Below are 23648 nucleotides of genomic sequence, written 5' to 3' on the forward strand. Positions count from 1 at the left end.
AATTGGCATTTGTTTTTCGATGTTCCAAGAACCAAAAGCTTGTAAAAAACCGATTAGGACCTTATCCCAATCGGCTTATTGTAGATTAATGGAAGATATGACTCTCGTGTGAAACCTTCGTCAATTTCTTCATTTGTGTTTCAATATATGGATAGAACCAAACCCCGACAATCGCAAAAACAATCATTAGAATAACCATAATCCAGATATCTTTTGTTGCATTCGCCCAGTAGATTCCACCAGCCGATTCTCTTAATAAATTAACCGCATGCGTAAAGGGTAGGAAAGGATTAATCATTTGGAAGAATTTTCCAGATACTTGAATCGGATAATTCCCACCCCCACCAGAGATGGAAAGCACCAAGATAATAATCGCGATGCCCTTCCCGACATTGCCAAAGAGCGCTACTAAAACATAAACCATCATCATAAATGTCAAAGCAATCAATAGACCAAAGAGCACACTATAGACCGGATGACGAACATCCACTCCAATTAAGAAATAATTTCCTAATGTAACAATCAACCCTTGAGCAAGTCCCATGGTTAAGAAGGTCAACATACGTGCTGAAAATTGTTCACGTTTGCTGTATTTGTGTTTGTCTTTTTCTTTTAAGAAATAGTCCGTCGTTGCAATACTTGAGAACAAGACAGCCCCAACCCACAAACAAAGAGCCGTATAGAACGGGGTACTTGCAGAGCCGTTATTAGCAATTGGGTACAATTGATTTGTATGCAGCTCAACAGGTTTGGTAAAGAAATCACTTTCTTTGTTCGCATCGAGCTTCAAAAGTTTGATGACTTGACCAAGGTCTACTTCACTTTCCCCTTTACGAATAGCATCTGCCGCTTTTCTGACTCCTGATTTGATACTTGGCCAATCGTTGTTAATTAAATCCGTCGCCTTCGTCAAAGCACTCTCAACAACAGGCATCTTATCATTTAGCGTATCTAAGGTAGTTGTGATTTCTTTTTCTAATCCAGGCCAATCATTCTCTATAAAATCAGCAGCTAAGCCTAGTTTATCCTCTAAAATTGGTAGTTCATTGTTATATAAATCCGCCCCCTTATTAATACCATTAACAATCTCATCCATATGACCATTCAACATCACATTAGCATCATGAATTTCTTGATGAATGGCTGGCATCTGTTTTTGATATTTTTCCAAAATATCAATGGCGTTACTGACTGTTTTAGCCGTAGATGATAATAAAGAATCAAAATCAATTTTTTGTGCTTTGGCTAGCAGATCATCCGCATTTTTTAAAGTCGCTAAGCTTTTATCAAGTACACTCGAAATTTTTGCACTAATCGCATCCGCATCAATCCCCGAAACGATTGAATTGACGGAGCCAGCGAATGCGTTGATATCACTCAAAAGAGTTAATAAACCATCTACATTTAACGCATCAGGTCCTGCAGAAACAATCCCATCTATACGGGTTTTCATTCCTGAAATTAATGTTTTTAAGTTATTCAAGCTAGCAATTTGATTGCTCAAATCTGGTCCCTCTGGTAAGCCTTGAATCTTTTCAAATAACGCAATCAAATCATCAATTGCGGTGATTTGGTTACCTAATTTTTCTGAAAAACTAGATAATGCAGAAATAACCGCTGCCTTTTCATCATCAGTTAGTTGATTGTCACTAATCACTTCTTGTAACTCTCCGGTAATGGACACCACATCAGAAGAGACATCGCCTAAAGTTTCTAGTGTCACCTTCACACTTGTGGTAATCCCTGGCAGTGCTTGTTGAAACTGTCCAAGCGCATCACTTGTTGTTTTAGACAAATCACTTGCCTGATTGCCTAATTCTTTAATATTAGGCAAGGCTGTTTGGACCTGTTGAATAATCTTTAAGCCTGTTTTAGCTTCCCCAATTCCTTCATTCATTGTTTGTTCAATCGAATCAAAATCACTGTCTACCTCTGCCAATTGTTTCCCCGCATTTTGAATCTCAGGAATTTTCTCTTGTAAGGTCAAGATAATCGATGCTTGTTCTTTAATTTGTGGCATTTTATCGTTCAATGACACCAACTTTTTGCCCATCTCGTCAACTTTAGGAATATATTCAACAAACTCATTCGCTTTTGCTAATTTTTCTTTTAGTTCAGGCATTTTGTTATTTAACTCAACCACTTCTTTGGTATAACCATCAATTTTATCTAAATCTTTGTCTGTTGAAAGAATCATGTTTTTGACTTTGGTGATGCTGACCAGATTGCTATCCAAATCGTAACCAATTTCATTAAAGACCTTGATTAAAGTTGAACTTGCCGTTTTTGTAAACTCATCCGTAATTTGGGCCTGTAAAGAACTAGCTCCTTTATCGGCAATCTTTGGTGCAATGGCGTTGATTTTTTCGTTAATAGAATAGTCAATCGTTGGTTTTTTTATCTCCCCAGTAGTAAAACTAAGCAAATCCTTCGAGAAATCTTTTGGCAAATAAATTCCTGCATAATACTTACCTGATTTAACTCCCTCGTCTAATTCTGCTTTTGAATCAACGAATTGCCAACCTAACTGTTTGTTCTTATGGAGGCTTTTCATCACCTCATCACCGATTCCTACCTCTTTATCTTGAAAGGTTGTCGGTTCGTCTGCACTATAGACAGCTATCGGTAGTTCGCCGGTATTGGCATAGGGATCCCACAAAGCTTTTATATTAAACCAAGCATATAATGAGGGGATAATCATCAACGCAATAATCAATAATGTAGCGATTGGATTTTTCACTATTCGTTTCCAGTCTAGTACGAATAATTTTAATGTATTTTTGATATGTTTCACTTCAGACACATCCTTCGTGCATTTTCATTAGCTGAACTACTTTACCATGTTTTTTTCAGTGAATGCAATCGAGAACCACCGAGAATATGGCTTTTTTTTGACAGATAAGAATAACTGTCAAAAATGAGACCCTTTACAAAAAAGAAACCTTAAATATTTATTAAAATAACTCTTCTTAATTTACTTTACCACTCTTCATCAAGAAAGAGTATTGGAACGAATCGCGGGTTTCCTTTAATTCAAAAACTCGCATTAAGTCGCTCGATTTTTGAATTTTTTAGCCGCTTACCTTAGAAGTAATTAGTCAAAAAAAACTACATCACCAGTCAAATCCAACTGATGACGCATGTTCTTTGATGAAACTCTTTTTAAAAGGATGAGACCAAACTTGCCTAAAGCCCTTTGTCTCTACAACAATCCTTTTGCTCCTAAGAATTTATCCACTAATTTCTCTAACGCCTGCTGCAATTTTTCTGGTTCTTCTTCACTAGACAGTCGAACATTAGGGACAACTTCGGTATCAATAAACTTTAGAGGCTGTATCTCATCGCCTACATCCAGGGTAATTTGTGGGTGATAGGTTTTATCCCCACAAGGGCCTAAGAGAATATAGGCCATCTCATAACGATTTTCATCTATTTGACGTAACCGATAATAGCCCATCTCGATAAATTCGAATTCATTAAAATTTTCGTTTAGTAGCTGCCATGTTTTCTTATCCATGCTTTACGCCATCTCCACATTTTTTTCCTTTTGTATAATCAGTTTACCAGCTGTTGGATGTCCCTCTATCTCTTGGTGGGCACGTACGACACTTGCTAGAGTAAAGGGGAGTACCTCAGCTACCTTGATATTCAACTGTCCTGTTTCATAAGCAGACAGTAGTCCTTTAAATGCTTCTCTATCTGCATATTCTTTTTTTGGTTGAAAATAAATGTACGTCCCCTGTTTTGTCCGCTTGTCCTCTTCTGGTAAGCTGTTCAACGCCACATAGGTCCCCATCTCTTTCATAATTTCCATGCCATTTTTGGCTGTTCTACTGCCTTTAGTGGCATCAATAACGATATCTGCACGATTAGAGAATACTTTTCCTGCGTCCTCTTTATCGTAGGCAACAAACGCATCCACACCTAAGCTTTTTACAAATTCTGCATTTCTAGAAGAAGCACTCGCTAAAACCTGATTGCCATTAGCCTTTAATAGCTGTACAAGAACGGAACCAACACCACCTGAGGCACCTTGTATCATGACCACGGCTTCTTTTTTTATTTTGAGTTCTTGATATAAAATATTATATGCTGCAATTCCAACAGTTGGTATAGCAGCGGCTTCAGCGATTGACATGTTTTCAGGTCGTTTGATGGCTTTTTTGGCAGGTAGCACAACTTCTTCTCCATAAGTTCCTGAAATCGGGTAAATAATCACCGCATCTCCCACTTTGAACTCAGTCACTTCATCTCCAACCTCTGTCACAACTCCTGTCCCATCATGACCCAAGACATAAGGAAATTTCACTGGCTGAACTTCTCTCATTAGACCACTTCTTACCTGACTATCATAAGGATTAATCCCAAATGCTTCGATTGCTACTCGAATATGTTCTGACTTAACTTCTCTTGGCTGTGCATCAATCAGTGTAAAAACATCCTCAGCCTTACCATAATCCTTCATTGCAAATCGTTTCATTGATTCTCACACTCCTTACTTCTAATGTACGTCAAACAACTGAATTTAACCAAAAATTCGACAGCTATACCTGCACTTTCTTTTACTTATTGTCTTGCACAAAATTTACGAACATCATTTAAAAGAACTCAAATAGCTGTTGATAATAAGGAATTTCTTTTGGTTTACTCCCCAAAAGTGTAACGGCACCCTTGCTGTTATTCTGATTTAATTGTTGTTTTTCTTGTAATAAATGTTGTAATTGTCTAGCCACTCCTTGGTAGCCCGTATGAACAGAGATATTCGTTGTAAGATACGTTCTAATTTCTTTTTCCAAAAATGGGTAGTGTGTGCAGCCCAACACCACACCTTCCAACTCTTTGTCTTGATACTTACCCAAAAACTCATCTAGTAACTGGCTCAATAACTGTGGCTGATTCATCCCCGATTCAACATATTCTGCTAATCCAGGGCAAGCAACTGAGTGAATCGTATGCGTATGCGCGTATTTTGTCACCATCTTCTGATATTTTGGCAAATTCATCGTTAACTGTGTGCCCAGCACAAGAATGTGTTTTTCTCCTTGATCAATTGCTTCCTTTAGCGCAGGCTCGATACCAATAATTGGTAACTCTGGATAGTCTCTTATCAGTCTTTCTTTGGCCGCACTCGTCGCTGTATTACAAGCGATGACGATGGCTTTGACATTCTTGGTCAGAAGATAATCGACAATTTCTTTTGAGCGATTATACACCTCTTCTATCGTTTTATCTCCATAAGGTGCATGAAGAGAGTCGCCATAAAAAATAAACTGTTCATTTGGTAATAATTGACTTAATTTTTTTAGTGTACTAATCCCACCAACGCCTGAGTCAAACACACCGATTGGCTGTACATTCATACTTTTCCCTCACTTTACAAACAGATAAATTGCACTTTCCTATAAAAAATGATATCTTTACCAAGTAAATCGGAACCCTTTTGATTTACCGCTCAATTTGTTTGCCACTAAACGAAAAGGAGTCAGTAGATGGCTAAAAAATCGAAAATGGCAAAGTTTAAAAAACAACAAAAAATCATTCAAGACTACGCAGCAATTAGAGCTGAATTAAAAGCGGATAAGGACTACGAGGGTCTTCGAAAACTACCTTTGAATGCAAATCCGACTCGCTTAAAAAATCGGGACTCTATTGATGGTCGTCCACGTGGATACATGAGGAAGTTTGGCCTATCCCGCATTCAATTTAGAGAACTTGCGCGAAAAGGGCAGATTCCTGGGGTAACCAAAGCAAGCTGGTGAGTCCTGCGATAAAATAGTAAAAGGTTGGAACAGGCATCTTTCATTCCGAGAACCAGACAGGTACCCGACTCACCGTTTATTCGGATAATGGCTCGTGAGACATAACTAATTGGGTTATGTTACACGAGCCTTTTTTTTTATGATAGACGTATTATTCAAACGAAATGAACTGGTCTCCTTGAAACCTAAGTGCCCCTCGGACTGGCGGTTCTAAACGAATATACACCTCATGGGGAACCTGATAAACCGTTTCAATATCACGAAGTTGAAAAACAATATGGTAGCGATTGATTCCCTCTATCTCTGTAGCATACTTTTTCACCACTAAACCATAAATTTCTTCTATGGGATTCTTCAGCTGATTTTTCCACCCTCTGACACCCTTTATAACAAATAAGATAAAAACTATTCCAATCGCACTAATCACTAGATAAGCCATTTTCTTTTCTCCTAGTTCAATTTTTTCTATAGAAAAAGTGAGACCAAAGCCTCACTCCTTCTTTATGTATGACTTGTTTTAGATCCCTGTCCATGCGTTTTCTCATGTCCATGATGGCCATGAGTGGTTGGTTCGATACCGATACTAATTCGTAAAGCACGATCCACTCCATTCATGATTTTTGCATCTAAATGACACACTTTTTCTTTCAAACGACTTTTATCGATTGTTCGTATTTGTTCAAGTAAAATGACAGAGTCTCTATCAATGCCATCTTTACTTGCCTTAATTCCAATGTGAGTAGGCAACTTAGGCTTAGCCATTTTTGCGGTAATAGCAGCAATAATGACTGTCGGACTAAAATGGTTCCCTAAATTATTTTGAATAATTACAACAGGTCTTATTCCACCTTGCTCCGAACCAACAACTGGTGAAAGATCTGCAAAATAAATATCACCACGTTTTACCATTAGCTTCTCCTTTATATCTCATATATTCTAGGCACACGAGCCGAAATCGTACATGCAACTTCATAATGAATGGTGCCTAATTGATTTGCCACATCTTGTATGTGTATCTCTTGCCCAGTATTCTGACCGATAAGCGTAACCTTCGTCCCCACAGGATACGCTCGTGGCAACCGAATCATTAGTTGGTCCATACACACTCTTCCCACGATTTCACAACGTTCTCCTTCAACTAACAGATGAAAACCTTGCATCTTTCGTAGCCAACCATCTGCATATCCGATTGGGACTGTCCCAATCCACTCAACCTCGGGTGTGACATACGTCTTACCGTAGCCAATCCCCTCAGCTTTTGGCACTTGCTTCACTTGGATAAGTGCTGAAACCAACTCCAAAGCCGGTTGTAACTGATACGGTGCTTCCAGAGCGTTTCCAGATGGATTCATTCCGTACATCGCAACACCATAACGCACTAGATTGCCAATACCCGCTTCATGCCACAAAGCGGTTGCGCTATTACTCGTATGAACAAAACGTGGCTTATAGGGCAACTCTTCAAGAATTCCTATAAATCGTGTCTCTTGTTGTTGCCAATAGCTATCCTCAGCTTGATCGGCAGTTGAAAAATGAGTAAAAATCCCTTCCCACTGGCTGCTTTTTGAGCGATCAATCAGCTGAATTGCCTCATTCACTTCCTCAGAAGAACGAAAGCCAATTCGGCCCATGCCTGTATCAACTTTTAGATGAATCTTTAACTTGTTTGTCAAAGTCGATTGACTCAACAGTTCAAGTGTTATTTTTAGAGCTTCCATCGTCCCAACTGTAACCGATAAATCATGTGACAAAGCGAGCTCGCTATAACTTGGATCTATTATACTTAAGATCAACACAGGTTCTATAAAACCGGCCTCACGTAATTCAATGGCTTCATCCAGTGTCGCCACACAAAACCCTGTCGCTCCACCAGCTACTGCAGCCTTTGCAGCTTCTACCGCCCCATGCCCGTAACCATTTGCTTTTACAACCGCAAACAGCTCCGTCTCTTGTGGTAGGCGGTTGCGTTCATTTCTGACATTTTCTTCTATTGCTTTTGTATGTATAATCGCTTTTGTTGGTCGATAATTTGCGACAACCATGCTTCATCCTTCTTTCTCAATCCTCCAACAGGATTTGGGCAATTGCCACGGTATCTGTATGCGTAATCGTAACAAATACGTTTCCTGTATGTGGAGAGTTTGTAACAATCGGTGCACCAAATTCATTTTTCAGAATCTCAATTTGTTGAAAGCTCACTTTCCCAATCCCAGTGCCCCAAGCTTTCGAAAATGCTTCTTTACAAGCATATCGACCAGCCAAAAATTCAATCTGTCGATGTAGTGTCAAGTCATTAAACAACATCAACTCATTAGTTGTCAACACTCTTGTAGTAAAACTTCTTTTTTCTTTAATAATTCTCTCAATTCTCTTTAATTCAACTGCATCGATTCCAATACCTTTTATCATAATTTTTCTTTTCTCCAAAGTTAAGATATCCTTATTCTACCAAAAATAAATAGAAAAACCACTCATAAACCTATATATAACAAAAAAGAAAATCTCTCATAAACTTTCGAGAGATTTTCTTCTGGATTAATCGTTATTACTGCGGATTACAAAGCCACGTTTTTTATCATTTGGACGTTTGCCATTTGATGGGCGATTGCTGTTTTTGTTGTTGTAGCTACTGCCACCACTTTTAGCGTTTTTATTGTTGCCGCGATAACTTCCGCCGTCTTTCCCACGGTAACCACCGCTTTCTTTCCCACGGTAGCTTCCGCCTTCTTTACGATTGCGGTGACCATTATTGTTGCCACCACGTTTGCCATTTTTGTTAAAGCCTTTTTTATTGGCTGGTAATGGACGTTCTGGCGTGATTTTAACTGGCACAGCATCTGATGGATCTTTTGAGATCGTTTTTAGTAATAAAGCAGCTAAATCCTGTGCTTCATATTTTTCTAATAAATCATCTGCCGCACTAAGATATTTATCTAGTCCGTTTTCTTCAAGTTTTGTTTCCACTTCTTCAAGAGCCGCACCAAGCTGACCTTTGAAAGCCTCTTTTTCTGAAGGTGGACGTAGAGGAGTCATGCGTTTTTTAGTTAAGTTTTCAATTACATGTAAATAACTCATCTCATTTGGTGTCACAAACGTTACAGACATTCCGCCTTTACCCGCACGCCCTGTACGACCAATACGGTGAACATAGCTTTCTGGATCTTGAGGAATATCGTAGTTGTAGACATGGGTGACCCCAGAGATATCCAAACCACGTGCTGCCACATCTGTCGCCACTAAAATATCTAAATGACCACTCTTGAATGAACGTAAAACGCTCATACGTTTTTGTTGTGATAAATCACCATGGATTCCTTCTGCACGATAGCCACGTGCTTCAAGACCACGAGCCAATTCATCAACACGTCGTTTTGTACGACCAAAAACAATCGTTAATTCGGGGGTTTGAACATCTAATAAACGAGTCATGATATCAAATTTTTCAAAATCTTTTGAACGGACATAATATTGATCAATTAAGTCCGCTGTCATTTCTTTTGCTTTAATTTGAACATGCTCAGGTGATTTCATAAACTTCACACCGATACTCTTGATTGCTGGGGGCATCGTTGCTGAGAATAATAATGTTTGACGTTCAGATGGTACTTGAGAGATAATTTTTTCGATATCTTCCAAGAAGCCCATGTTTAACATTTCATCTGCTTCATCTAAGACTAATGTTTGAACTGTGCCAAGTTTTAATGTGTGACGGTTAATATGATCTAACATACGGCCTGGTGTTCCGACAACGATATGTGGACGATCTTTTAAGCCACGGATTTGGCGACCAATGTCAGCCCCACCGTAAACTGCTTGAACACGAATTTTTTTGTCGCGACCTAAACGGAACAATTCTTCTTGTGTTTGGATAGCTAATTCACGCGTTGGCGCAATGACTAATCCTTGTAAGTCACGGTTGTTCGTATCAATTCTTTCTAACATAGGTAACCCAAACGCGGCCGTTTTACCTGTTCCCGTTTGTGCTTGACCAATCACATCTTTTCCTTCTAGTGCAAGGGAAATCGTTGCTTCTTGGATAGGTGTTGCTTCTTCAAATCCTGCTTTTTCTACTGCTGATAATAATTCTGGTGATAAACTTAGTTCTTTAAATTTCAAGTGGTATCCTCCTAAGATAGTTGTTGACTGAGGATTTAGCTTATTGCAATTTATTCAATCGCTTGCTGGCTCCCGTCGATTCGTTTAGTTGAAGAGAAAAATAAGTCTTTTGTCTACAATTGCCATTAATGGTTCCGCGCATTCCCAGCTATTGTGACACCACCGAAAAATTCTCTTCACGAAGTCAGGCATTAGAAAAGCCAAACGGGATTCGTTCAGCTTCGTTATCAATATAAAAATCTATTCTCATATAGATAGTTCCAATTAAATTTCTTCATCTTTCGGCAATAGGTTATTCTATCATATTATCTTGTTTTCAGCAAGTTTTACCCTTTTTCATTTCATATTTTCTAATTCTTTCACTACTTCAGCCAAACCCATCCCATTGCTACCCTTTAAAACAACCAAATCAGTTGGCTGCAGAGCTTGGATAATCGCTTTAATCAACGCCGGTTTCTCATTCTTTGAAAACAATTGAACGTCGATTGGCGAATTTTGACTATCTAAACGTGTTTTTAAGGCCTGCATTTCTTCTCCGTATAAGAAAACTTTTGAAAAAGAGGCGTCAAAATGGTCAGCCATTTGCGCATGCATCGCTTTTGAATCTGGTCCCAATTCAAGCATATCTGCCAAAACGGCCATCTTTTGCCCCTCGGCTTTAAGATTTCTCACCGTATCCAAGACTAAGCCCATTGCTGTTGGATTCGCGTTGTATACGTCGCTTAAAATATCTGCACCATTTGCTGCCTTTAACCATTGTGTTCGGTTTTGAGTTAGTTGAAAATGAGCCAACCCCTGCTGAATTTCTTCTATAGATAAACCAAACCAACGACCAATTTGATAAGCAATCAGCGCATTCGTCACATTATAGCTTCCAGGAACAGGAATCGTAAATGAGTGGCCCTCAACGGTGAACGTTGTGCGCATTTTCTCTTCAGAAATAATCTGCGCCGTGACGTCTGCACTGTTCAACCCAAACGTTTGAATCGTTTGGGGTAAGTGCGTCACAAGAGGGTTTAACAGTTCTTCATGTGCAGGAATGACAAGTAACCCCTCATCCGAAAGCCCTTCAGTTATTTCCATCTTAGCTTTGGCAATTCCAAGCCGTGAACCCAAGTTTTCGATGTGCGCTTCCCCAATCATCGTGATAGCCGCAACAACTGGTTTAGCCATCAGAGACAATTCGCTAATTTCGTCTGCATGGTCCATCCCCATCTCAAGAATAATCTTTTCTGTGTTATCCTTCATGTGAAGAACGGTATAAGGCAACCCGATATTGTTATTATAGTTGCCTTGCGTTTTGTAAGTCACAAACTTTTGCGCGAGAACTGCTTCGGTCATATCCTTTGTTGTTGTTTTGCCATTACTACCCGTAATAGCAATCACATCTGCGCCGACTTTGCTCAAATAATAACTAGCTAGTTTTTGCATTGCTTCTAAAGGATCATTGACATTTATCACGGCAATATCAGAAACAGTTTCTAACCCTGCTGGATACGGACGTGCCCAAAATGTTGCCACTGCCCCATTTTCTATCGCTTGTTGAATAAATTCATGTCCATCTCTGGCGCCTGAAAGTGGCACAAACAAATCGCCCTTAGTTATTTTTCGACTATCAAATTCGACACCAGAGATCACTGCATCCTGTGCATTTCCGCACGTTCCCTCGACTGCTTGAACGACTTCTTTGATTGTTAAATGCATCTTCTTCCACCTTTTCTCAAACACAAGGGATGAAACATTTCGCCAATATCCTGACAAAAACTTCATCCCTTATGACTTATTTATTTGTAAAAAAACTTTGACGCTGTTTGTAACGATTTAAGCCCAATTGAATAAGTTCTTCAATCAAATCACTGTATTTTAGTCCCGTATTCTCCCATAAAACAGGATACATACTAAATTGAGTGAAACCAGGCATCGTATTCAACTCGTTTAAGAAAAGCTCATTCTTATTCGTTAAAAAGAAATCACAACGACTTAAGCCACTTCCGCCTAACATTTTGTATGCAATTTTTGCGTACTTTTGTGCCTTTTCTTGAACATCTAGTGGAATTTCTGCCGGGATTTGCATCGTAATTTTGTTGTCGATATATTTTGAATTATAATCATAAAAGGCAACATCCTTCACAATTTCACCGGGTGCCGTCGTCCGAACATCTTCATTTCCTAAGACAGCAACTTCAATTTCTCTTGCTTCAATGCCTTGTTCCACAATCGCACGAGAATCAAAACGGTAGGCTTCTGCTAAACCATTTTGTAGCTCTTCACGGTTTTCTGCACGCGTAATTCCGACACTTGATCCCATATTTGCTGGTTTAATGAACATTGGGTAAAGTAAGGAGCCTTCACATTGTTCAAAAACTTTTCTAGGGTTCTCTTTCCATTGACTTTCAAGAACAGGAACATAAGGTACTTGTGGCACACCTGCTGCTTGAAGAATATATTTTGTCATTATTTTATCCATCGCACAAGCACTTGTTAGAACGCCGGCTCCGACATAAGGAACATTAATCGTTTCTAAAAATCCTTGAATGGTACCATCTTCTCCATTTGGTCCATGTAATACTGGAAAGACAATGATTTCCTCATCTGATTGTTGAATTGCCCCTGGCTGAATGACTTTTCCAGTGAAACCTTCTGTCTGTTCTCCACTTGTATCCCAAGTTAAATGAAGGGCTTTTTCACTTGTTGGTGCCTGCGTTAATAACGGGCCTTCTACCCATTGACCTTCTTTACTGATGAATATTAATTGAACCTTATAATAGTTGTAATAGACAGCTTTTAGTACAGAATATGCAGATAAAATTGAGACATCATGCTCTTCACTGCGTCCGCCGTATAATAAAATAATCTTCAAAAGATTTTCCTCCTGTTTCACTTTTACGTGACTGATTCTGGCTATTTTACATGTATCCTTTCATATTTTAGCATAATCTGTGAACAGTGACTATCTTTCACACCAATTTAACGATTCTTTTGCCTTTTTTTGAAGTCGCTTGCTCACTACAGAGGCCATTCAAGCTTTCTATTTTTTTCAGAAAACATTTAATCTGCTTGAAAAAATCTAATTTCATGAAAACCACACAATGCTTAAAGCCTGATCCGCACTTTAAATAAAAACAAAAACAAGAAGTGTCTTACCTCCTTCTCTTGTGGAAGTTTGGTTGAGACCTTCTTGTTTTATTTATTTATTTATTCAAAGGTTAAAATTTGTTGTTTTTCGCCTGCTTCAAAAATTGTTTCGATTAGTTTTAGCACACGATAGACTTCTTCATTTTTAACGACAGGTTCAGCATCGTTACGAATCACATCATAAAAGTTTTGATAGAATTCAGGATACTCTGCCAGACCTTTTGGTAAAGGCAAGGTTTTGGTTGCTTCTTCAGAAGGTGGCGCCATTGTTTTTGTAAGCCCGACTCCTGCTTGAATTGGCGTTGGAGCTACCACATCAGGTGCGTAAGTTGGTGTAACTAGCTTTCCTGATAGATCCCAGTCTTCAATCACTGCTGTTCCTTTTGTTCCTTTAACATACCAACGAGAAAGCTTGATGAAGTTGGTTGTTCCCACTTCCATTACTACTTTTTCACCATTTTCAAAGGTTAAGAATGCAGCCACTCCATCATCCACTTCGTCGCCTAAGATATAACTAAAGTCAGCTGCAACGGTTTTGACTGGGCTATCAATCATAAATAACAATTGATCTAACAAATGTACGCCCCAGTCTAACAACATTCCTCCACCATGCGCTTTTAGATGACGCCAATCACCAGGGATTCCGTTTGCTCCTTGAACGCGTGATTCAATTTGGAAAAAGTCACCGATTTGTTTGTTTTTGTATAATTCACGAATAATCAGAAAATCAGGATCCCAACGGCGGTTTTGGTGAACCATGAAGGTTTGCCCCGTTTCTTTTGCCACGGCTAAGATTTCATCAAACTCTTGTGTATTCATAGCAACCGGTTTTTCACATATTACGTGTTTACCAGCTCTCATTGCTTGAATTGCTAGCTCTTTGTGACTATCATTTGGTGTCGCAATTAAGACTGCTTCAATTTCTTTATCATTCAAGACTTCTTCGTAGCTCGTGTAAACGTAATGCCCTTTTTCTTCAGAAACAGCTTGACGCTCTTTTGAAATATCAAACGTTCCCTTCACATGAATTTGCTCTTTTGGCATGATTGTATGCACATGATACGATCCCATACCTCCATAACCAATCACTGCAAAATTTATAGCTGACATCTTTATTCCTCGTTTCTCTCTAGTCTGTTTAGGTGATTATTACACCCACCACATATCAGCAGGTTGTTCTTTAATCATAATGCTCTTCAAGTTTGTGATAGCTCGAGTTAAGCCTTCTTCGATTGACATAATAGGATCTTCATGTTCAATACTTAAAACATAATCATAACCATAAATTCGAAGTGCCGAAATCATATCTGACCAAGTCTGTAAATCGTGACCACAGCCGACTGAGCGGAATGTCCATGCACGTGTTTTCACATTGCCGTAAGGTTGCATATCTGTTAACCCATGCATATTGATATTGTCTTGATCCAAATACGTATCTTTTGCATGGAAATGGTGAATCGCATCTGCTTCGCCTAAGATTTTGATTGCGGCTACTGGATCAATTCCTTGCCACCACAAATGACTTGGGTCTAAGTTACAACCAATTGCTTTTCCTGTTGCTTCACGAAGCTTAAGCATTGTATAAGGAGTATGACATAAGAACCCACCATGCAATTCAATCCCAATCTTAACTCCAGCATCTTCTGAAATATGATTGATTTCTTTCCAATAAGGAATGAGTTTTTTCTCCCATTGATAGTTATAGTTATCATCATATTCGGTTGGCCAAGGTAAAACAGGCCAGTTAACTTGTGTATCAGTTGGATTCCCACCAGAGATTCCTGAAAAGCCATTTACGACAGGAACATTCATCAAACTTGCTAGCTTGATTGTTTTTCTTAACAATTCATCTGCTTCACTAGCAACATCTTTTAACGGAGAAATAGGGTTGTTGTGACAGCTTAACGCTGAAATTGATAATCCTTTATCCTCTAATTTTGCTAGATATTCTTTTCTCTCATCGCTACTTGCTAATAATTTATCAATCGATAAATGAGCATCGCCAGGCGAACCACCTGTTCCGATCTCAACTGTTTGTAAACCAGCTTTTGAAACTGTATCAATCATTTCTTCAAAGCTTAAATTATTAAATAAAGGGGTAAATACGCCTAATTTCATGTTTGTTTCTCTCCTTTTTCTAATCCGTTCAACTAATCTCTAGTCTTTTGACTTTTCTAACGCTTCAAAATGTCCATAATAAGGATAGGTATTTTCTGTTGGTTTACACCACCGAACTGCATTTTTGATGACACGTTGGACCTTCTCGTTGTAGTAAGAAGGATATGTTTCGTGACCTGGTTGGAAATAGAAAATTTTGCCATTGCCACGACGGTAAGTTACGCCACTTCGAAAGACTTCTCCACCTGGGAACCAACTAACAAAAACAAGTTCATCTGGAGCCGGAATATCAAAGTGCTCGCCATACATCTCTTCTTTTTCTAACTCAATGTACTCGCCAATACCTTCCACAATCGGATGACTTGGATTAACATTCCACACACGAGCATGTTGGTCATCTTCACGCCATTTTAAATCACAAGAAGTCCCCATCAGTTTTTTGAAAATCTTAGAGAAATGACCTGAATGCAAAACAATCAGCCCCATTCCTTCTAATACTCGTTGATGCACGCGAGCAACAATCTCATCGCTGACCTCATCATGCGCCATATGTCCCCACCACAACAAAACATCCGTTTCAGATAAAACGTCTTCTGAAAGTCCATGCTCTGGCTCATCCAAAGTTGCTGTTCGAACTTGAAAGTCCTCTTTCAAGAAATTAGCAAGCTGTCCGTGGATGCCCTCTGGGTACATCTCCTGAACGGCTTTATCTGTTTTTTCATGTCTAAATTCATTCCATATAGTTACTTGTATCATTTGAAACGCTCCTCTACTAAACGATGTAACACATCACAATCAATTTTTGCCGCTTCCATTGGTGTATACGCTTGGAATGCTTCTTGTTCCACAACTAACCACGGTAAGTTAAGCTCTTTAGCCAACGCAACATACTCACCCATAGGAAGGATTCCTGAACCAATCTCTGTACTTTCTTGTGGCTCTTTTTGCATATCCTTCATATGGAATAGCCCAATTGCGTTTGAATGAGCTTTCACCCATTGCGCGACATCTTTTCCTGCAGCACTCAACCAATATAAATCGACTTCCAAACGAATAGCCGAAGATTTCTGTGTCATAACTTCCAACAAATCCTCTGTTGGGACTTCTTTAAATTCATGCGCATGGTTATGATAATAAAACTCAAAGCCGTGCTCTTTCACGATTGTAGCAATCTCTGCCATCCGTTTAATAAAAGCATGCCATTCTTCGGCCGTTTCAAAGCTAGCATAGGGGCAAACAATTCGTTTGTTGCCAATTGTTTTTTCGAAGGCCATCACTTCGTCCAGATTTGTATCCATTTGCTCAAAAGGAATATGCGAACCTGCCACTTGAAGGCCGGTTTCTTTTAGCATTGTTAAGACTTCCTCTGCCGAATACCCATTGTAGCCAGCAAATTCAACCCCCTCATAACCATATTCTTTCAACGCTTTTAGGGTGCCTAAAAAATCTTCGCGACAAGCTTCTTGAACACTCCATAATTGTAAGGCGATTTGTGGTTTCATCTTATTCTCCTTTGATGTAAACAGGCTTCCCTGTATTTGATGATTCATACAAAGCTTCCAGAATTTCTGTTACAACCAGTGCTTGTTCGGGTTTTACAACGGGCTCCGTATCATTTAAAATCGCTTGAATCCAAGAATGTGCTTCTAATAATTCTGGTGATTGTGTAGCACCATCATAGAAATCCACACCGCCAGTTTCTAATTCAATTTGTTTTTCAAAAAGAAGGCCGCGATTTTCGCCATTGATGGTCAAGCCATTATCCATATCTGCTCCACCTTTAGAGCCATACAAACTGGTTTTTGCTTCTTTCACATCTAAGCTATTTAATGCCCAACTAGATTCTAAGAAAATAGAGGCGCCGTTTTCCATCACAATATAACCGAACGCCGAATCTTCAACTGTAAATTTAGCTGGATCCCAAGGGCCCCAAGCATTTGCTGCATTTTCCGTTTGTGACAACTCATGGTAGGCCTTTCCTACTACAAATTTCGGTTTGTAATTATTCATCGTCCATAAAGTTAAATCTAACGCATGTGTGCCGATATCAATTAATGGTCCGCCACCTTGTGCTTCTTCATCAAGGAAAACACCCCAAGTAGGGACAGCCCGACGACGAATAGCATGCGCTTTTCCGAAGTAAATATCACCTAACTCACCATCTTCACAGATTTCATGTAGGTAACGTGAGTCCGTTCTAAAACGATTTTGATACCCAATCGTTAATTTTTTACCTGTTCGTTTTGCAGCGTCAATCATTGCTCTAGCTTCTTCTGAAGTTTTTGCCATTGGTTTTTCACACATTACATGACAATCAGCTTCTAGAGCTGCTACTGTTAACTCTGAGTGAGAAGAATTTGGTGTGCAGACATGAACAACATCCAAGTCTGAATCCGTTAACATTTCTTTATAATTTGTGTAAACCTTTGCTGAGTCCGTTCCATACTTTTCTTTTGCTTCTTCTGCTCGTTCAACGACTAAATCACAAAATGCCACCAATTCAACTTCTTTGACTTTTGATAATGAAGGCATGTGTTTCCCATTGGCAATTCCGCCACATCCGATGATTCCAACTTTTACTGACATTTGTTTCCTCCTAGTAATTCTTTATTTGAATTCTTTTTGATAGTTCCATTTTAGCCGATTGTGAGAAGGCTTTCTTCCCAATTTCCATCTAAAAAATTCCCGAATATTGCGCTTTTTTATTTTGTCTTTCAAACTGCTTAAATTCAGCAAAAAAATAAATCGACGCAGTGAGTCAATTTTTGCGCACCACGTCGATTAATAAGACTAGTTTTTATAAATTATTTTCAACCCAAGTTCGAAACAAATCGGGCCAAACGGTAATCTCTTTTTGAATGCCATAACCGTTACTAACACTGGTTTCTTTGGTTCCTAGACTTAAGCCATGTCCACCTTTAGGGAACAAATGTAGCTCAAAAGGAACGTCATATTTACGCAAGCTTTGTGCAAAGGCCAAGCTATTTTCCATAGGTACGGTATCATCTTCAAGCGTATGCCACAAGAATGTCTGTGGTGTTTTATTAGAAACTCTCTTCTCTAAGGAAACAAATTCCTTTAACTCCTCATAGTTCTCGCCTAACAAAGAATGAAACGAGCCAAGATGCGCAAAGGATCCCGAGCTTATTACAGGATAGTTTAATAATAAAGCATTAGGCTGCCACGTCTCTTGGTCCCCTTCAAGAGAATCTTTAAGAAAATCTTCGTGCCAAAAGACACCTAAACTAGCGGCTAAGTGACCGCCTGCTGAAAAACCAGCGACGATAATTTTAGCCGTATCCACTCCCCAATCTTGAGCATGTTGACGCGCGATTTGGACGGTTCTTGCTAGCTGTACAAGACTCTCTGGGAAACGACTTGGAGCGACACTATAACGTAAGATCATCGCATGAAACCCCATGTTCAACATCCGAATAGCTACTGGTTCAGCCTCGCGATCAGAGGTCATCTCATAACCTCCCCCTGGACAAATAATAACTAAAGGACGTTTTCTATCTTCAATCATCTCAGGTGAATTTGATAAAAAGTACGTATCCACGTACGCCGTGCTGTTATCCAATTGAATTCGTTCATGTTTCATTTATTCATTACTCCTCTACACAATTATTATTTTACATACTTTTGGAAGGTCATCTAAGTGTTCAGGAAGAGTCAGTGTCAACCCTTGATTGGTCACTTGCCAATCGAGTTCTTCCTTTCCACCTAATAAATGAACCTCTTTGATTAAACCATGAAATTCAGGAACATCCTGATTCGATGAAGCGGCCAATGATTTGATAGTCAATGGTTCCCCTTCGTTTGGTGCTAACAGAAAGGCATAAATTGCGTCTCCTGCAACCGCGAATCGAATATCTTCTTTTGTATATGTTGTAGGTGTATTTTCTTGAAACTGTCCTGATATTAAACGTGTCGGACCTTCTCCAGCTTTTCTCCAAGGCTTCGAAGCATAAATTGCCTCCCCATTCGTCTTCAGCCAACGACCGATTTCTTTTAATATCTGCTGATCCTTTTCAGCGATTGAACCATCTCCTTTAGGACCGACATTCAATAGTAGATTACCGTTTTTAGAAACCACTTCAATCAAATCATAGAGAATTTCTTTTACCTCTTTATAATCCAGTGTTTCTGTATAACACCAAGAATTTCTTGCAATAGCTGTATCTGATTGCCAGTAAAATGGTTGAGCCTCTGAAAATTTCCCACGTTCGATTTCAACCACACCCGATCCAAACATCATCGCATCGTGTTTATAACAAATCGCAACCTCTTGTCCCCATGTCTCCCCACTATTATAGTAGTAAGCCGCCAATAGTTGAAGAGATTCTTTAAATGCCTCATGCTGAATCCACCAATCAAAGTATAAAACTTTTGGCTGATAACGGTCAATGATTTCTACTGTTCGAAGCAACCAATCCTCTAAAAAACTCTGCGTTTGGATAGGGCTGACTCTGTAACGCTTGATTATCTGGCTCCGGTTGTGCTGGCCAATAAAAGTCGCCTTTTTTCATTGGTTCTTTAATATCACTTGGAAATTCTTTACCATGACCCATAAAAAACCAGTGCTCTGCTCTGTGTGAGGAGGTACAAAAAACAAGACCTCCTTTTTCTCCGGCCACTTTTAGCTCTTTTAGAATATCTCGCTGTGGGCCCATCTCAAAAGCATTATATCTAGACAACTCACTTTGATACATCTGAAAACCATCATGATGTTCTGCCACTGGGAAAAAGTATCTTGCACCTGCGTCTTTAAACAGCTGGATCCATTCATCCGCATCAAATTTTTCTGCTGTGAATAGTGGAATAAACTCTTTATACCCAAATTCTTCATGCGATCCATACGTATTAATATGATGTTGATATTCTTCCGTCCCTTTTCTATACATATTTCTTGAGTACCATTCATTATTAAATGCAGGAACACTATAGAGGCCCCAGTGAATAAAAATCCCAAACTTGGCTTTTTTAAACCATGACGGCGTTTCAAATTCATTAAGCGATTGCCAGTTTGGTTGAAACGGCCCCGCATTTGCAATTTTTTTAATATCATCAATGGTTTTCATCTGCCATACCTCCCCCTAAACTACAAGATTCAATAAAGGCCTTGGCAATTAACATGTGCCCAGCTGTAGAAGGATGGACACGATCTGAGCTCAGAACATATGAAGACTGATGCTTCAAAAACTCATCAAAATAGGCTTGCACATCAACAAATCGTAAAGAAAATTCTTCAGCTAGCTGTTTCGTCAATCGATTGTACTGGTCCACTTTTTTTCTCATCGGATCTTCTAAATTCTTTTCTACCATAAATGCAGATAATAGTATGAGTCCTTTAACACTGGGTATTGTCTTTGTCAGTAAGTCTCGATAGGTTGTAGTAAACATCTCCTGGGTAACCTGTTCATCTTGGCTAAACGTACTATCGAAATGACGCCAGACATCGTTAATCCCAATCATTATCACTACCCAATCTGGTCGTAAATCTAGCACATCTTCTTGCCAACGTTTTGAAAGATCGACCACTCGATCCCCACTGATTCCTTTATTAACCACCATTAACTCTTTTTCGGGGTGAAAAGCTGTCGTATAGCCATTAATCAAATGAACATAACCATCTCCCCAAGATGCCCATTTAGCTGGCGGCATCTCTAAATTACGATTGCTATCGGTAATTGAATCCCCTACAAAAACGATTCGATCTTTTTTTGAAATAAACATTGTCCTCTTCCTTTCCGCAAAAAAGAGCGAAACAGCAACCAAACTATCTGTTTGCATGTTTCACTCTTTAACTAGAACGTTCCTACTTTGCAAATTCCTTCGCTACTGCAACACGCTGATCATTTTGATCCTTCGCGTTCGCCATATCTACTTCGAACACTTGGTCATAACCTAAACCATTTGCTGTATCTTGCATTTCTTTTAAAAGCTTGTTAAATTCATTTTCGTCTTTGGCAAAGACCATTTTCCATGAATATTCAACTATTGTTGATTTAATTTGGTTTCTTAACACAGAAATCTCTGAACTATCTTCTGGTGCCACATAACTTGCTCCTGGCGCCACCTCAATTTGGTTTGTCTTTTCTAAATAATCTAAAGTTGTTTCTGCGCCATCCATTTTTTTCGACCAGTCTTCTTTTAATGGATTGGTATTTTCTTTTTGATAAGTTTCCCATAACGTATAATTATATGAGAACCCATTATCTGGATTAACATCAATCCCTAGAATAGTCGTTACGTTTAATGCAGAAACACCATCCTTGTAACTGCCCCCACCGTATTCTTTTGGAACCGTTGCTTCACCACCAAATAAGGCTTCTTTCCCGAAATCAGTCAACTCAGGCAAGCCATCTTTATTCATTTCCCAAGTTAAACCTTCAATCCCAGCACTTCCTTGTGTTTGAGAAGTATTTGCAAGTGCGCCTTCAGGTGAATATAACCAGTCAACAAATTTGGCTAAGCGTTCAGGGTCTTTCGCTTTTGAACCAATTCCGATAAATTGTTTGCCACCATACACTTCTGCACCAAATGAATAAATCTTTTGATCCTTAATAGGTGCCAACATGAAGCCTTGTCCTTTATCGAGATTTGTCGTTGTATTATAGGCGGCCTGACCCAACCATGGCCACCATGAGAACAACACTTGACCATCTTGATATTTGGAATACATTGTATCGTAATTTTGTGTCGTTGATTCTGGATCCACTAACCCCATTTGGTTCGCAGCATAATAGAATTTTAATGCCCGTGTATACTCTGAATCACTATCAATGATACTTTGATAATCAGAACCATCTGCTTTTGCTAAAGCAAAACCAACCTCATCATAACCATATAAATTGCTCAGTTGTTTAGCCATAGCCATCATATTGCCATCCCAATCGCTAAATAGTGAAAACGCATGAACTTTTTTCCCAGATTCAGTCGTTGGATTCGCATCCTGCATTTTTTTCAATGTTGGTAACAAATCCTCGATTGTCTTGATCTCAGGATAATTTTCTTTACTATATAAATCCCAACGAATATAGGCGCCGAAGTTCAAGTCTAACCCTTCTGACGGAGTTGTCGGTGATAAACTAGAGACGCTGGTTGGGAACCCATAGATTCCTTCAGAGCCATCATTCAAATGCTGAACCGCCGCATCATACTTACTGACATTTTTCATATCCTTGTATAAATCAGTAGCATCATATAACAGCCCACCTTGTACTAACTCGTTATATTGTTTGCCGTTATCGACAATAATTAAGTCACCCAAATCACCTGCTGCTGTTCGTGTTTGGTACAAGGTATCGCCGTTTCCAGCAACGTTTGGCGCAATGATATTTAGTTCGATATTAAATTTTTCTTTAACCACTTCAGCAAACCAACCTTTTTGAATCCCCATATAGTTGGCTAATCCGTCATATACATCAATCGTCAACAATTCATCTTTATCTGGTTTACTTTCTTTTTTCTCAGAACCACAAGCAGACATGCTGACAAGTAGCGAAACCCCTAATAACCCCGCAACAATTTTCTTTTTTAAACTCATCATAAACTCTCCTTAAAAGTAGTCTTATCCTTTGACCGCGCCTAACATAATTCCTTTTACAAAGTGGCGTTGAAATAAAGGATAGATAAACATAATTGGTAAAACAACAATAACTGAAACGGTCATCCGAATGGAGGTTGGTGTCTGGGTAGTTGCCGCAGAGATAACCCCTGATAATGACCCTGTCGTATTTTTAACCATCTGCGCTAATGAATTCGCTTGGTTAATGTAGGTGTATAATAAGTATTGTAGAGAATATAACTTCTGATCAGTAATATAGATAAGTGTGTCCTGGAATGAATTCCATTGCGCAACGGCTGAGAATATTGCAACGGTCGCTAAGATAGGTGTACAGTTCGGCAAGATTACCTTAAAGAAAATTTGGACGATGTTGGCACCATCCATTTCAGCCGCCTCTTGTAAAGAAGCCGGAATCGATTCAATATAAGTTTTAACTAAAATAATATTAAACGGTTGAACAATCGCTGGTAAAATGTACACCCAAAAATTATTCGTTAAGCCCAGCGTTTTCATTGTAATAAATAGTGGAATCAGCCCAGCATTAAAGTACATGGTAACAATCACAAACCGATACCAGAATTGACGTTTCCACATTTTACGTTGTGTAAACATAAAGCCTAAGAAAGCCGAAGCCAAAACAGTGCAGGCTGTGCCGATTACTGTTCTAGCGACAGAGACAACAGCCGCAATAGAAAGGCCATCTAACTGTAGAACCTCCTTGTAATTTTCAAAATGAATCCCCTCAGGAACAAAACGAATGGATCCTAGAGCGCTAAACTCATTGTTACTAATCGAATTGATAATCAAATAGTAAAATGGATAGGCACAGATTAATGTAATCAGTCCAAAGAAGGTATAATTCACGACATTAAAGAGAATATCCTCTTTCGTGCGAGGAAGCTTGTGAGGTTTCGTTTTGTCTTTTTTCTTTAGTGATAATTCCATGGTAC

General features: G+C 39.1%; 21 protein-coding genes and 1 pseudogene. 1 reads left to right on the forward strand and 21 read right to left on the reverse strand.

Going from position 1 to position 23648, the window contains the following annotated elements; all coding sequences use genetic code 11:
* Window positions 1-85 precede the first annotated feature (85 nt).
* The 4 genes from IGI37_RS14150 to murI all read right to left on the reverse strand — a co-directional run bounded on the left by IGI37_RS14150 (window position 86) and on the right by murI (window position 5360).
* Entirely contained in the window at window positions 86-2794 is a 2709-nt protein-coding gene (locus IGI37_RS14150) for a YhgE/Pip family protein (RefSeq protein WP_438762715.1), read from the reverse strand.
* A 408-nt stretch (window positions 2795-3202) separates the two neighbouring features.
* On the reverse strand, window positions 3203-3517 hold the full coding sequence (locus IGI37_RS14155; protein WP_438762716.1) for a hypothetical protein: 315 nt from the start codon (window positions 3515-3517) through the stop codon (window positions 3203-3205).
* Window positions 3518-3520: 3 nt separating this feature from the next.
* Window positions 3521-4480, reverse strand: a complete 960-nt coding sequence (locus tag IGI37_RS14160; protein ID WP_438762717.1) for an NADP-dependent oxidoreductase — start codon at window positions 4478-4480, stop codon at window positions 3521-3523.
* A gap of 118 nt (window positions 4481-4598) precedes the next feature.
* Window positions 4599-5360, reverse strand: coding sequence for a glutamate racemase (gene murI / locus IGI37_RS14165; protein WP_438762718.1), 762 nt, complete (start codon window positions 5358-5360; stop codon window positions 4599-4601).
* 129 nt (window positions 5361-5489) lie between these two features.
* On the opposite strand from murI, the gene rpsN reads away from it, so the two are divergent.
* The gene (rpsN, locus tag IGI37_RS14170; RefSeq protein ID WP_438762719.1) at window positions 5490-5759 is read left to right on the forward strand and encodes a 30S ribosomal protein S14; all 270 of its coding nucleotides are present in this window, start codon (window positions 5490-5492) and stop codon (window positions 5757-5759) included.
* Between the two features lie 151 nt (window positions 5760-5910).
* Here the strand turns inward: rpsN and IGI37_RS14175 are convergent, their stop codons facing one another.
* From IGI37_RS14175 to IGI37_RS14255, 17 genes and pseudogenes are all read right to left on the reverse strand, one after another.
* Window positions 5911-6198, reverse strand: a complete 288-nt coding sequence (locus IGI37_RS14175; RefSeq protein ID WP_438762720.1) for a DUF2500 family protein — start codon at window positions 6196-6198, stop codon at window positions 5911-5913.
* A 62-nt stretch (window positions 6199-6260) separates the two neighbouring features.
* Window positions 6261-6668, reverse strand: a complete 408-nt coding sequence (locus IGI37_RS14180) for a type II toxin-antitoxin system PemK/MazF family toxin (protein WP_438762721.1) — start codon at window positions 6666-6668, stop codon at window positions 6261-6263.
* An 11-nt stretch (window positions 6669-6679) separates the two neighbouring features.
* Window positions 6680-7801 (reverse strand): alanine racemase, encoded by a 1122-nt coding sequence (gene alr, locus IGI37_RS14185; RefSeq protein ID WP_438762722.1) that lies wholly within the window; start codon window positions 7799-7801, stop codon window positions 6680-6682.
* Between the two features lie 16 nt (window positions 7802-7817).
* Entirely contained in the window at window positions 7818-8168 is a 351-nt protein-coding gene (gene acpS, locus IGI37_RS14190; RefSeq protein ID WP_438762723.1) for a holo-ACP synthase, read from the reverse strand.
* 126 nt (window positions 8169-8294) lie between these two features.
* On the reverse strand, window positions 8295-9875 hold the full coding sequence (gene cshA, locus IGI37_RS14195; protein ID WP_438762724.1) for a degradosome RNA helicase CshA: 1581 nt from the start codon (window positions 9873-9875) through the stop codon (window positions 8295-8297).
* Between the two features lie 336 nt (window positions 9876-10211).
* On the reverse strand, window positions 10212-11579 hold the full coding sequence (locus IGI37_RS14200) for a UDP-N-acetylmuramoyl-tripeptide--D-alanyl-D-alanine ligase (RefSeq protein ID WP_438762725.1): 1368 nt from the start codon (window positions 11577-11579) through the stop codon (window positions 10212-10214).
* Window positions 11580-11655: 76 nt separating this feature from the next.
* On the reverse strand, window positions 11656-12735 hold the full coding sequence (locus tag IGI37_RS14205) for a D-alanine--D-alanine ligase (protein WP_438762726.1): 1080 nt from the start codon (window positions 12733-12735) through the stop codon (window positions 11656-11658).
* A 335-nt stretch (window positions 12736-13070) separates the two neighbouring features.
* Complete coding sequence (locus IGI37_RS14210; protein ID WP_438762727.1) at window positions 13071-14120, reverse strand: Gfo/Idh/MocA family protein; 1050 nt, start codon at window positions 14118-14120, stop codon at window positions 13071-13073.
* A gap of 39 nt (window positions 14121-14159) precedes the next feature.
* Window positions 14160-15128, reverse strand: a complete 969-nt coding sequence (locus IGI37_RS14215) for a sugar phosphate isomerase/epimerase family protein (RefSeq protein WP_438762728.1) — start codon at window positions 15126-15128, stop codon at window positions 14160-14162.
* A gap of 39 nt (window positions 15129-15167) precedes the next feature.
* Window positions 15168-15884 (reverse strand): ThuA domain-containing protein, encoded by a 717-nt coding sequence (locus tag IGI37_RS14220; protein ID WP_438762729.1) that lies wholly within the window; start codon window positions 15882-15884, stop codon window positions 15168-15170.
* Window positions 15881-16630 (reverse strand): sugar phosphate isomerase/epimerase family protein, encoded by a 750-nt coding sequence (locus IGI37_RS14225; protein WP_438762730.1) that lies wholly within the window; start codon window positions 16628-16630, stop codon window positions 15881-15883. Before IGI37_RS14225 ends, IGI37_RS14220 begins: the two co-directional genes overlap by 4 nt.
* Before the next feature lies 1 nt (window position 16631).
* Window positions 16632-17714 carry a Gfo/Idh/MocA family protein gene (locus IGI37_RS14230; RefSeq protein WP_438762731.1) on the reverse strand — a complete coding sequence of 361 codons (1083 nt, stop codon included), beginning with the start codon at window positions 17712-17714 and terminating at the stop codon, window positions 16632-16634.
* Between the two features lie 211 nt (window positions 17715-17925).
* The gene (locus tag IGI37_RS14235; RefSeq protein ID WP_438762732.1) at window positions 17926-18729 is read right to left on the reverse strand and encodes an alpha/beta hydrolase; all 804 of its coding nucleotides are present in this window, start codon (window positions 18727-18729) and stop codon (window positions 17926-17928) included.
* A 15-nt stretch (window positions 18730-18744) separates the two neighbouring features.
* Window positions 18745-20209, reverse strand: a pseudogene (locus IGI37_RS14240) (alpha-L-fucosidase).
* Window positions 20196-20864 carry an SGNH/GDSL hydrolase family protein gene (locus IGI37_RS14245; RefSeq protein WP_438762733.1) on the reverse strand — a complete coding sequence of 223 codons (669 nt, stop codon included), beginning with the start codon at window positions 20862-20864 and terminating at the stop codon, window positions 20196-20198. Before IGI37_RS14245 ends, IGI37_RS14240 begins: the two are co-directional and overlap by 14 nt.
* A gap of 82 nt (window positions 20865-20946) precedes the next feature.
* The gene (locus IGI37_RS14250; RefSeq protein WP_438762734.1) at window positions 20947-22677 is read right to left on the reverse strand and encodes an ABC transporter substrate-binding protein; all 1731 of its coding nucleotides are present in this window, start codon (window positions 22675-22677) and stop codon (window positions 20947-20949) included.
* A 24-nt stretch (window positions 22678-22701) separates the two neighbouring features.
* On the reverse strand, window positions 22702-23643 hold the full coding sequence (locus IGI37_RS14255; RefSeq protein ID WP_438762735.1) for a carbohydrate ABC transporter permease: 942 nt from the start codon (window positions 23641-23643) through the stop codon (window positions 22702-22704).
* Window positions 23644-23648 lie beyond the last annotated feature (5 nt).

It is taken from the genome of Enterococcus sp. AZ194 (assembly GCF_051713825.1).
In the GTDB taxonomy this organism is placed as follows: domain Bacteria; phylum Bacillota; class Bacilli; order Lactobacillales; family Enterococcaceae; genus Enterococcus_K.

What these genes read in the sequence shown, in the direction of transcription:
- IGI37_RS14155 (WP_438762716.1), bottom strand. Translation starts at nt 3,517, where the DNA reads ATGGATAAGAAAACATGGCAGCTACTAAACGAAAATTTTAATGAATTC.
- IGI37_RS14160 (WP_438762717.1), bottom strand. Translation starts at nt 4,480, where the DNA reads ATGAAACGATTTGCAATGAAGGATTATGGTAAGGCTGAGGATGTTTTT.
- murI (WP_438762718.1), bottom strand. Translation starts at nt 5,360, where the DNA reads ATGAATGTACAGCCAATCGGTGTGTTTGACTCAGGCGTTGGTGGGATT.
- rpsN (WP_438762719.1), top strand. Translation starts at nt 5,490, where the DNA reads ATGGCTAAAAAATCGAAAATGGCAAAGTTTAAAAAACAACAAAAAATC.
- IGI37_RS14175 (WP_438762720.1), bottom strand. Translation starts at nt 6,198, where the DNA reads ATGGCTTATCTAGTGATTAGTGCGATTGGAATAGTTTTTATCTTATTT.
- IGI37_RS14180 (WP_438762721.1), bottom strand. Translation starts at nt 6,668, where the DNA reads ATGGTAAAACGTGGTGATATTTATTTTGCAGATCTTTCACCAGTTGTT.
- alr (WP_438762722.1), bottom strand. Translation starts at nt 7,801, where the DNA reads ATGGTTGTCGCAAATTATCGACCAACAAAAGCGATTATACATACAAAA.
- acpS (WP_438762723.1), bottom strand. Translation starts at nt 8,168, where the DNA reads ATGATAAAAGGTATTGGAATCGATGCAGTTGAATTAAAGAGAATTGAG.
- IGI37_RS14200 (WP_438762725.1), bottom strand. Translation starts at nt 11,579, where the DNA reads ATGCATTTAACAATCAAAGAAGTCGTTCAAGCAGTCGAGGGAACGTGC.
- IGI37_RS14210 (WP_438762727.1), bottom strand. Translation starts at nt 14,120, where the DNA reads ATGTCAGCTATAAATTTTGCAGTGATTGGTTATGGAGGTATGGGATCG.
- IGI37_RS14215 (WP_438762728.1), bottom strand. Translation starts at nt 15,128, where the DNA reads ATGAAATTAGGCGTATTTACCCCTTTATTTAATAATTTAAGCTTTGAA.
- IGI37_RS14220 (WP_438762729.1), bottom strand. Translation starts at nt 15,884, where the DNA reads ATGATACAAGTAACTATATGGAATGAATTTAGACATGAAAAAACAGAT.
- IGI37_RS14225 (WP_438762730.1), bottom strand. Translation starts at nt 16,630, where the DNA reads ATGAAACCACAAATCGCCTTACAATTATGGAGTGTTCAAGAAGCTTGT.
- IGI37_RS14230 (WP_438762731.1), bottom strand. Translation starts at nt 17,714, where the DNA reads ATGTCAGTAAAAGTTGGAATCATCGGATGTGGCGGAATTGCCAATGGG.
- IGI37_RS14235 (WP_438762732.1), bottom strand. Translation starts at nt 18,729, where the DNA reads ATGAAACATGAACGAATTCAATTGGATAACAGCACGGCGTACGTGGAT.
- IGI37_RS14245 (WP_438762733.1), bottom strand. Translation starts at nt 20,864, where the DNA reads ATGTTTATTTCAAAAAAAGATCGAATCGTTTTTGTAGGGGATTCAATT.
- IGI37_RS14250 (WP_438762734.1), bottom strand. Translation starts at nt 22,677, where the DNA reads ATGAGTTTAAAAAAGAAAATTGTTGCGGGGTTATTAGGGGTTTCGCTA.
- IGI37_RS14255 (WP_438762735.1), bottom strand. Translation starts at nt 23,643, where the DNA reads ATGGAATTATCACTAAAGAAAAAAGACAAAACGAAACCTCACAAGCTT.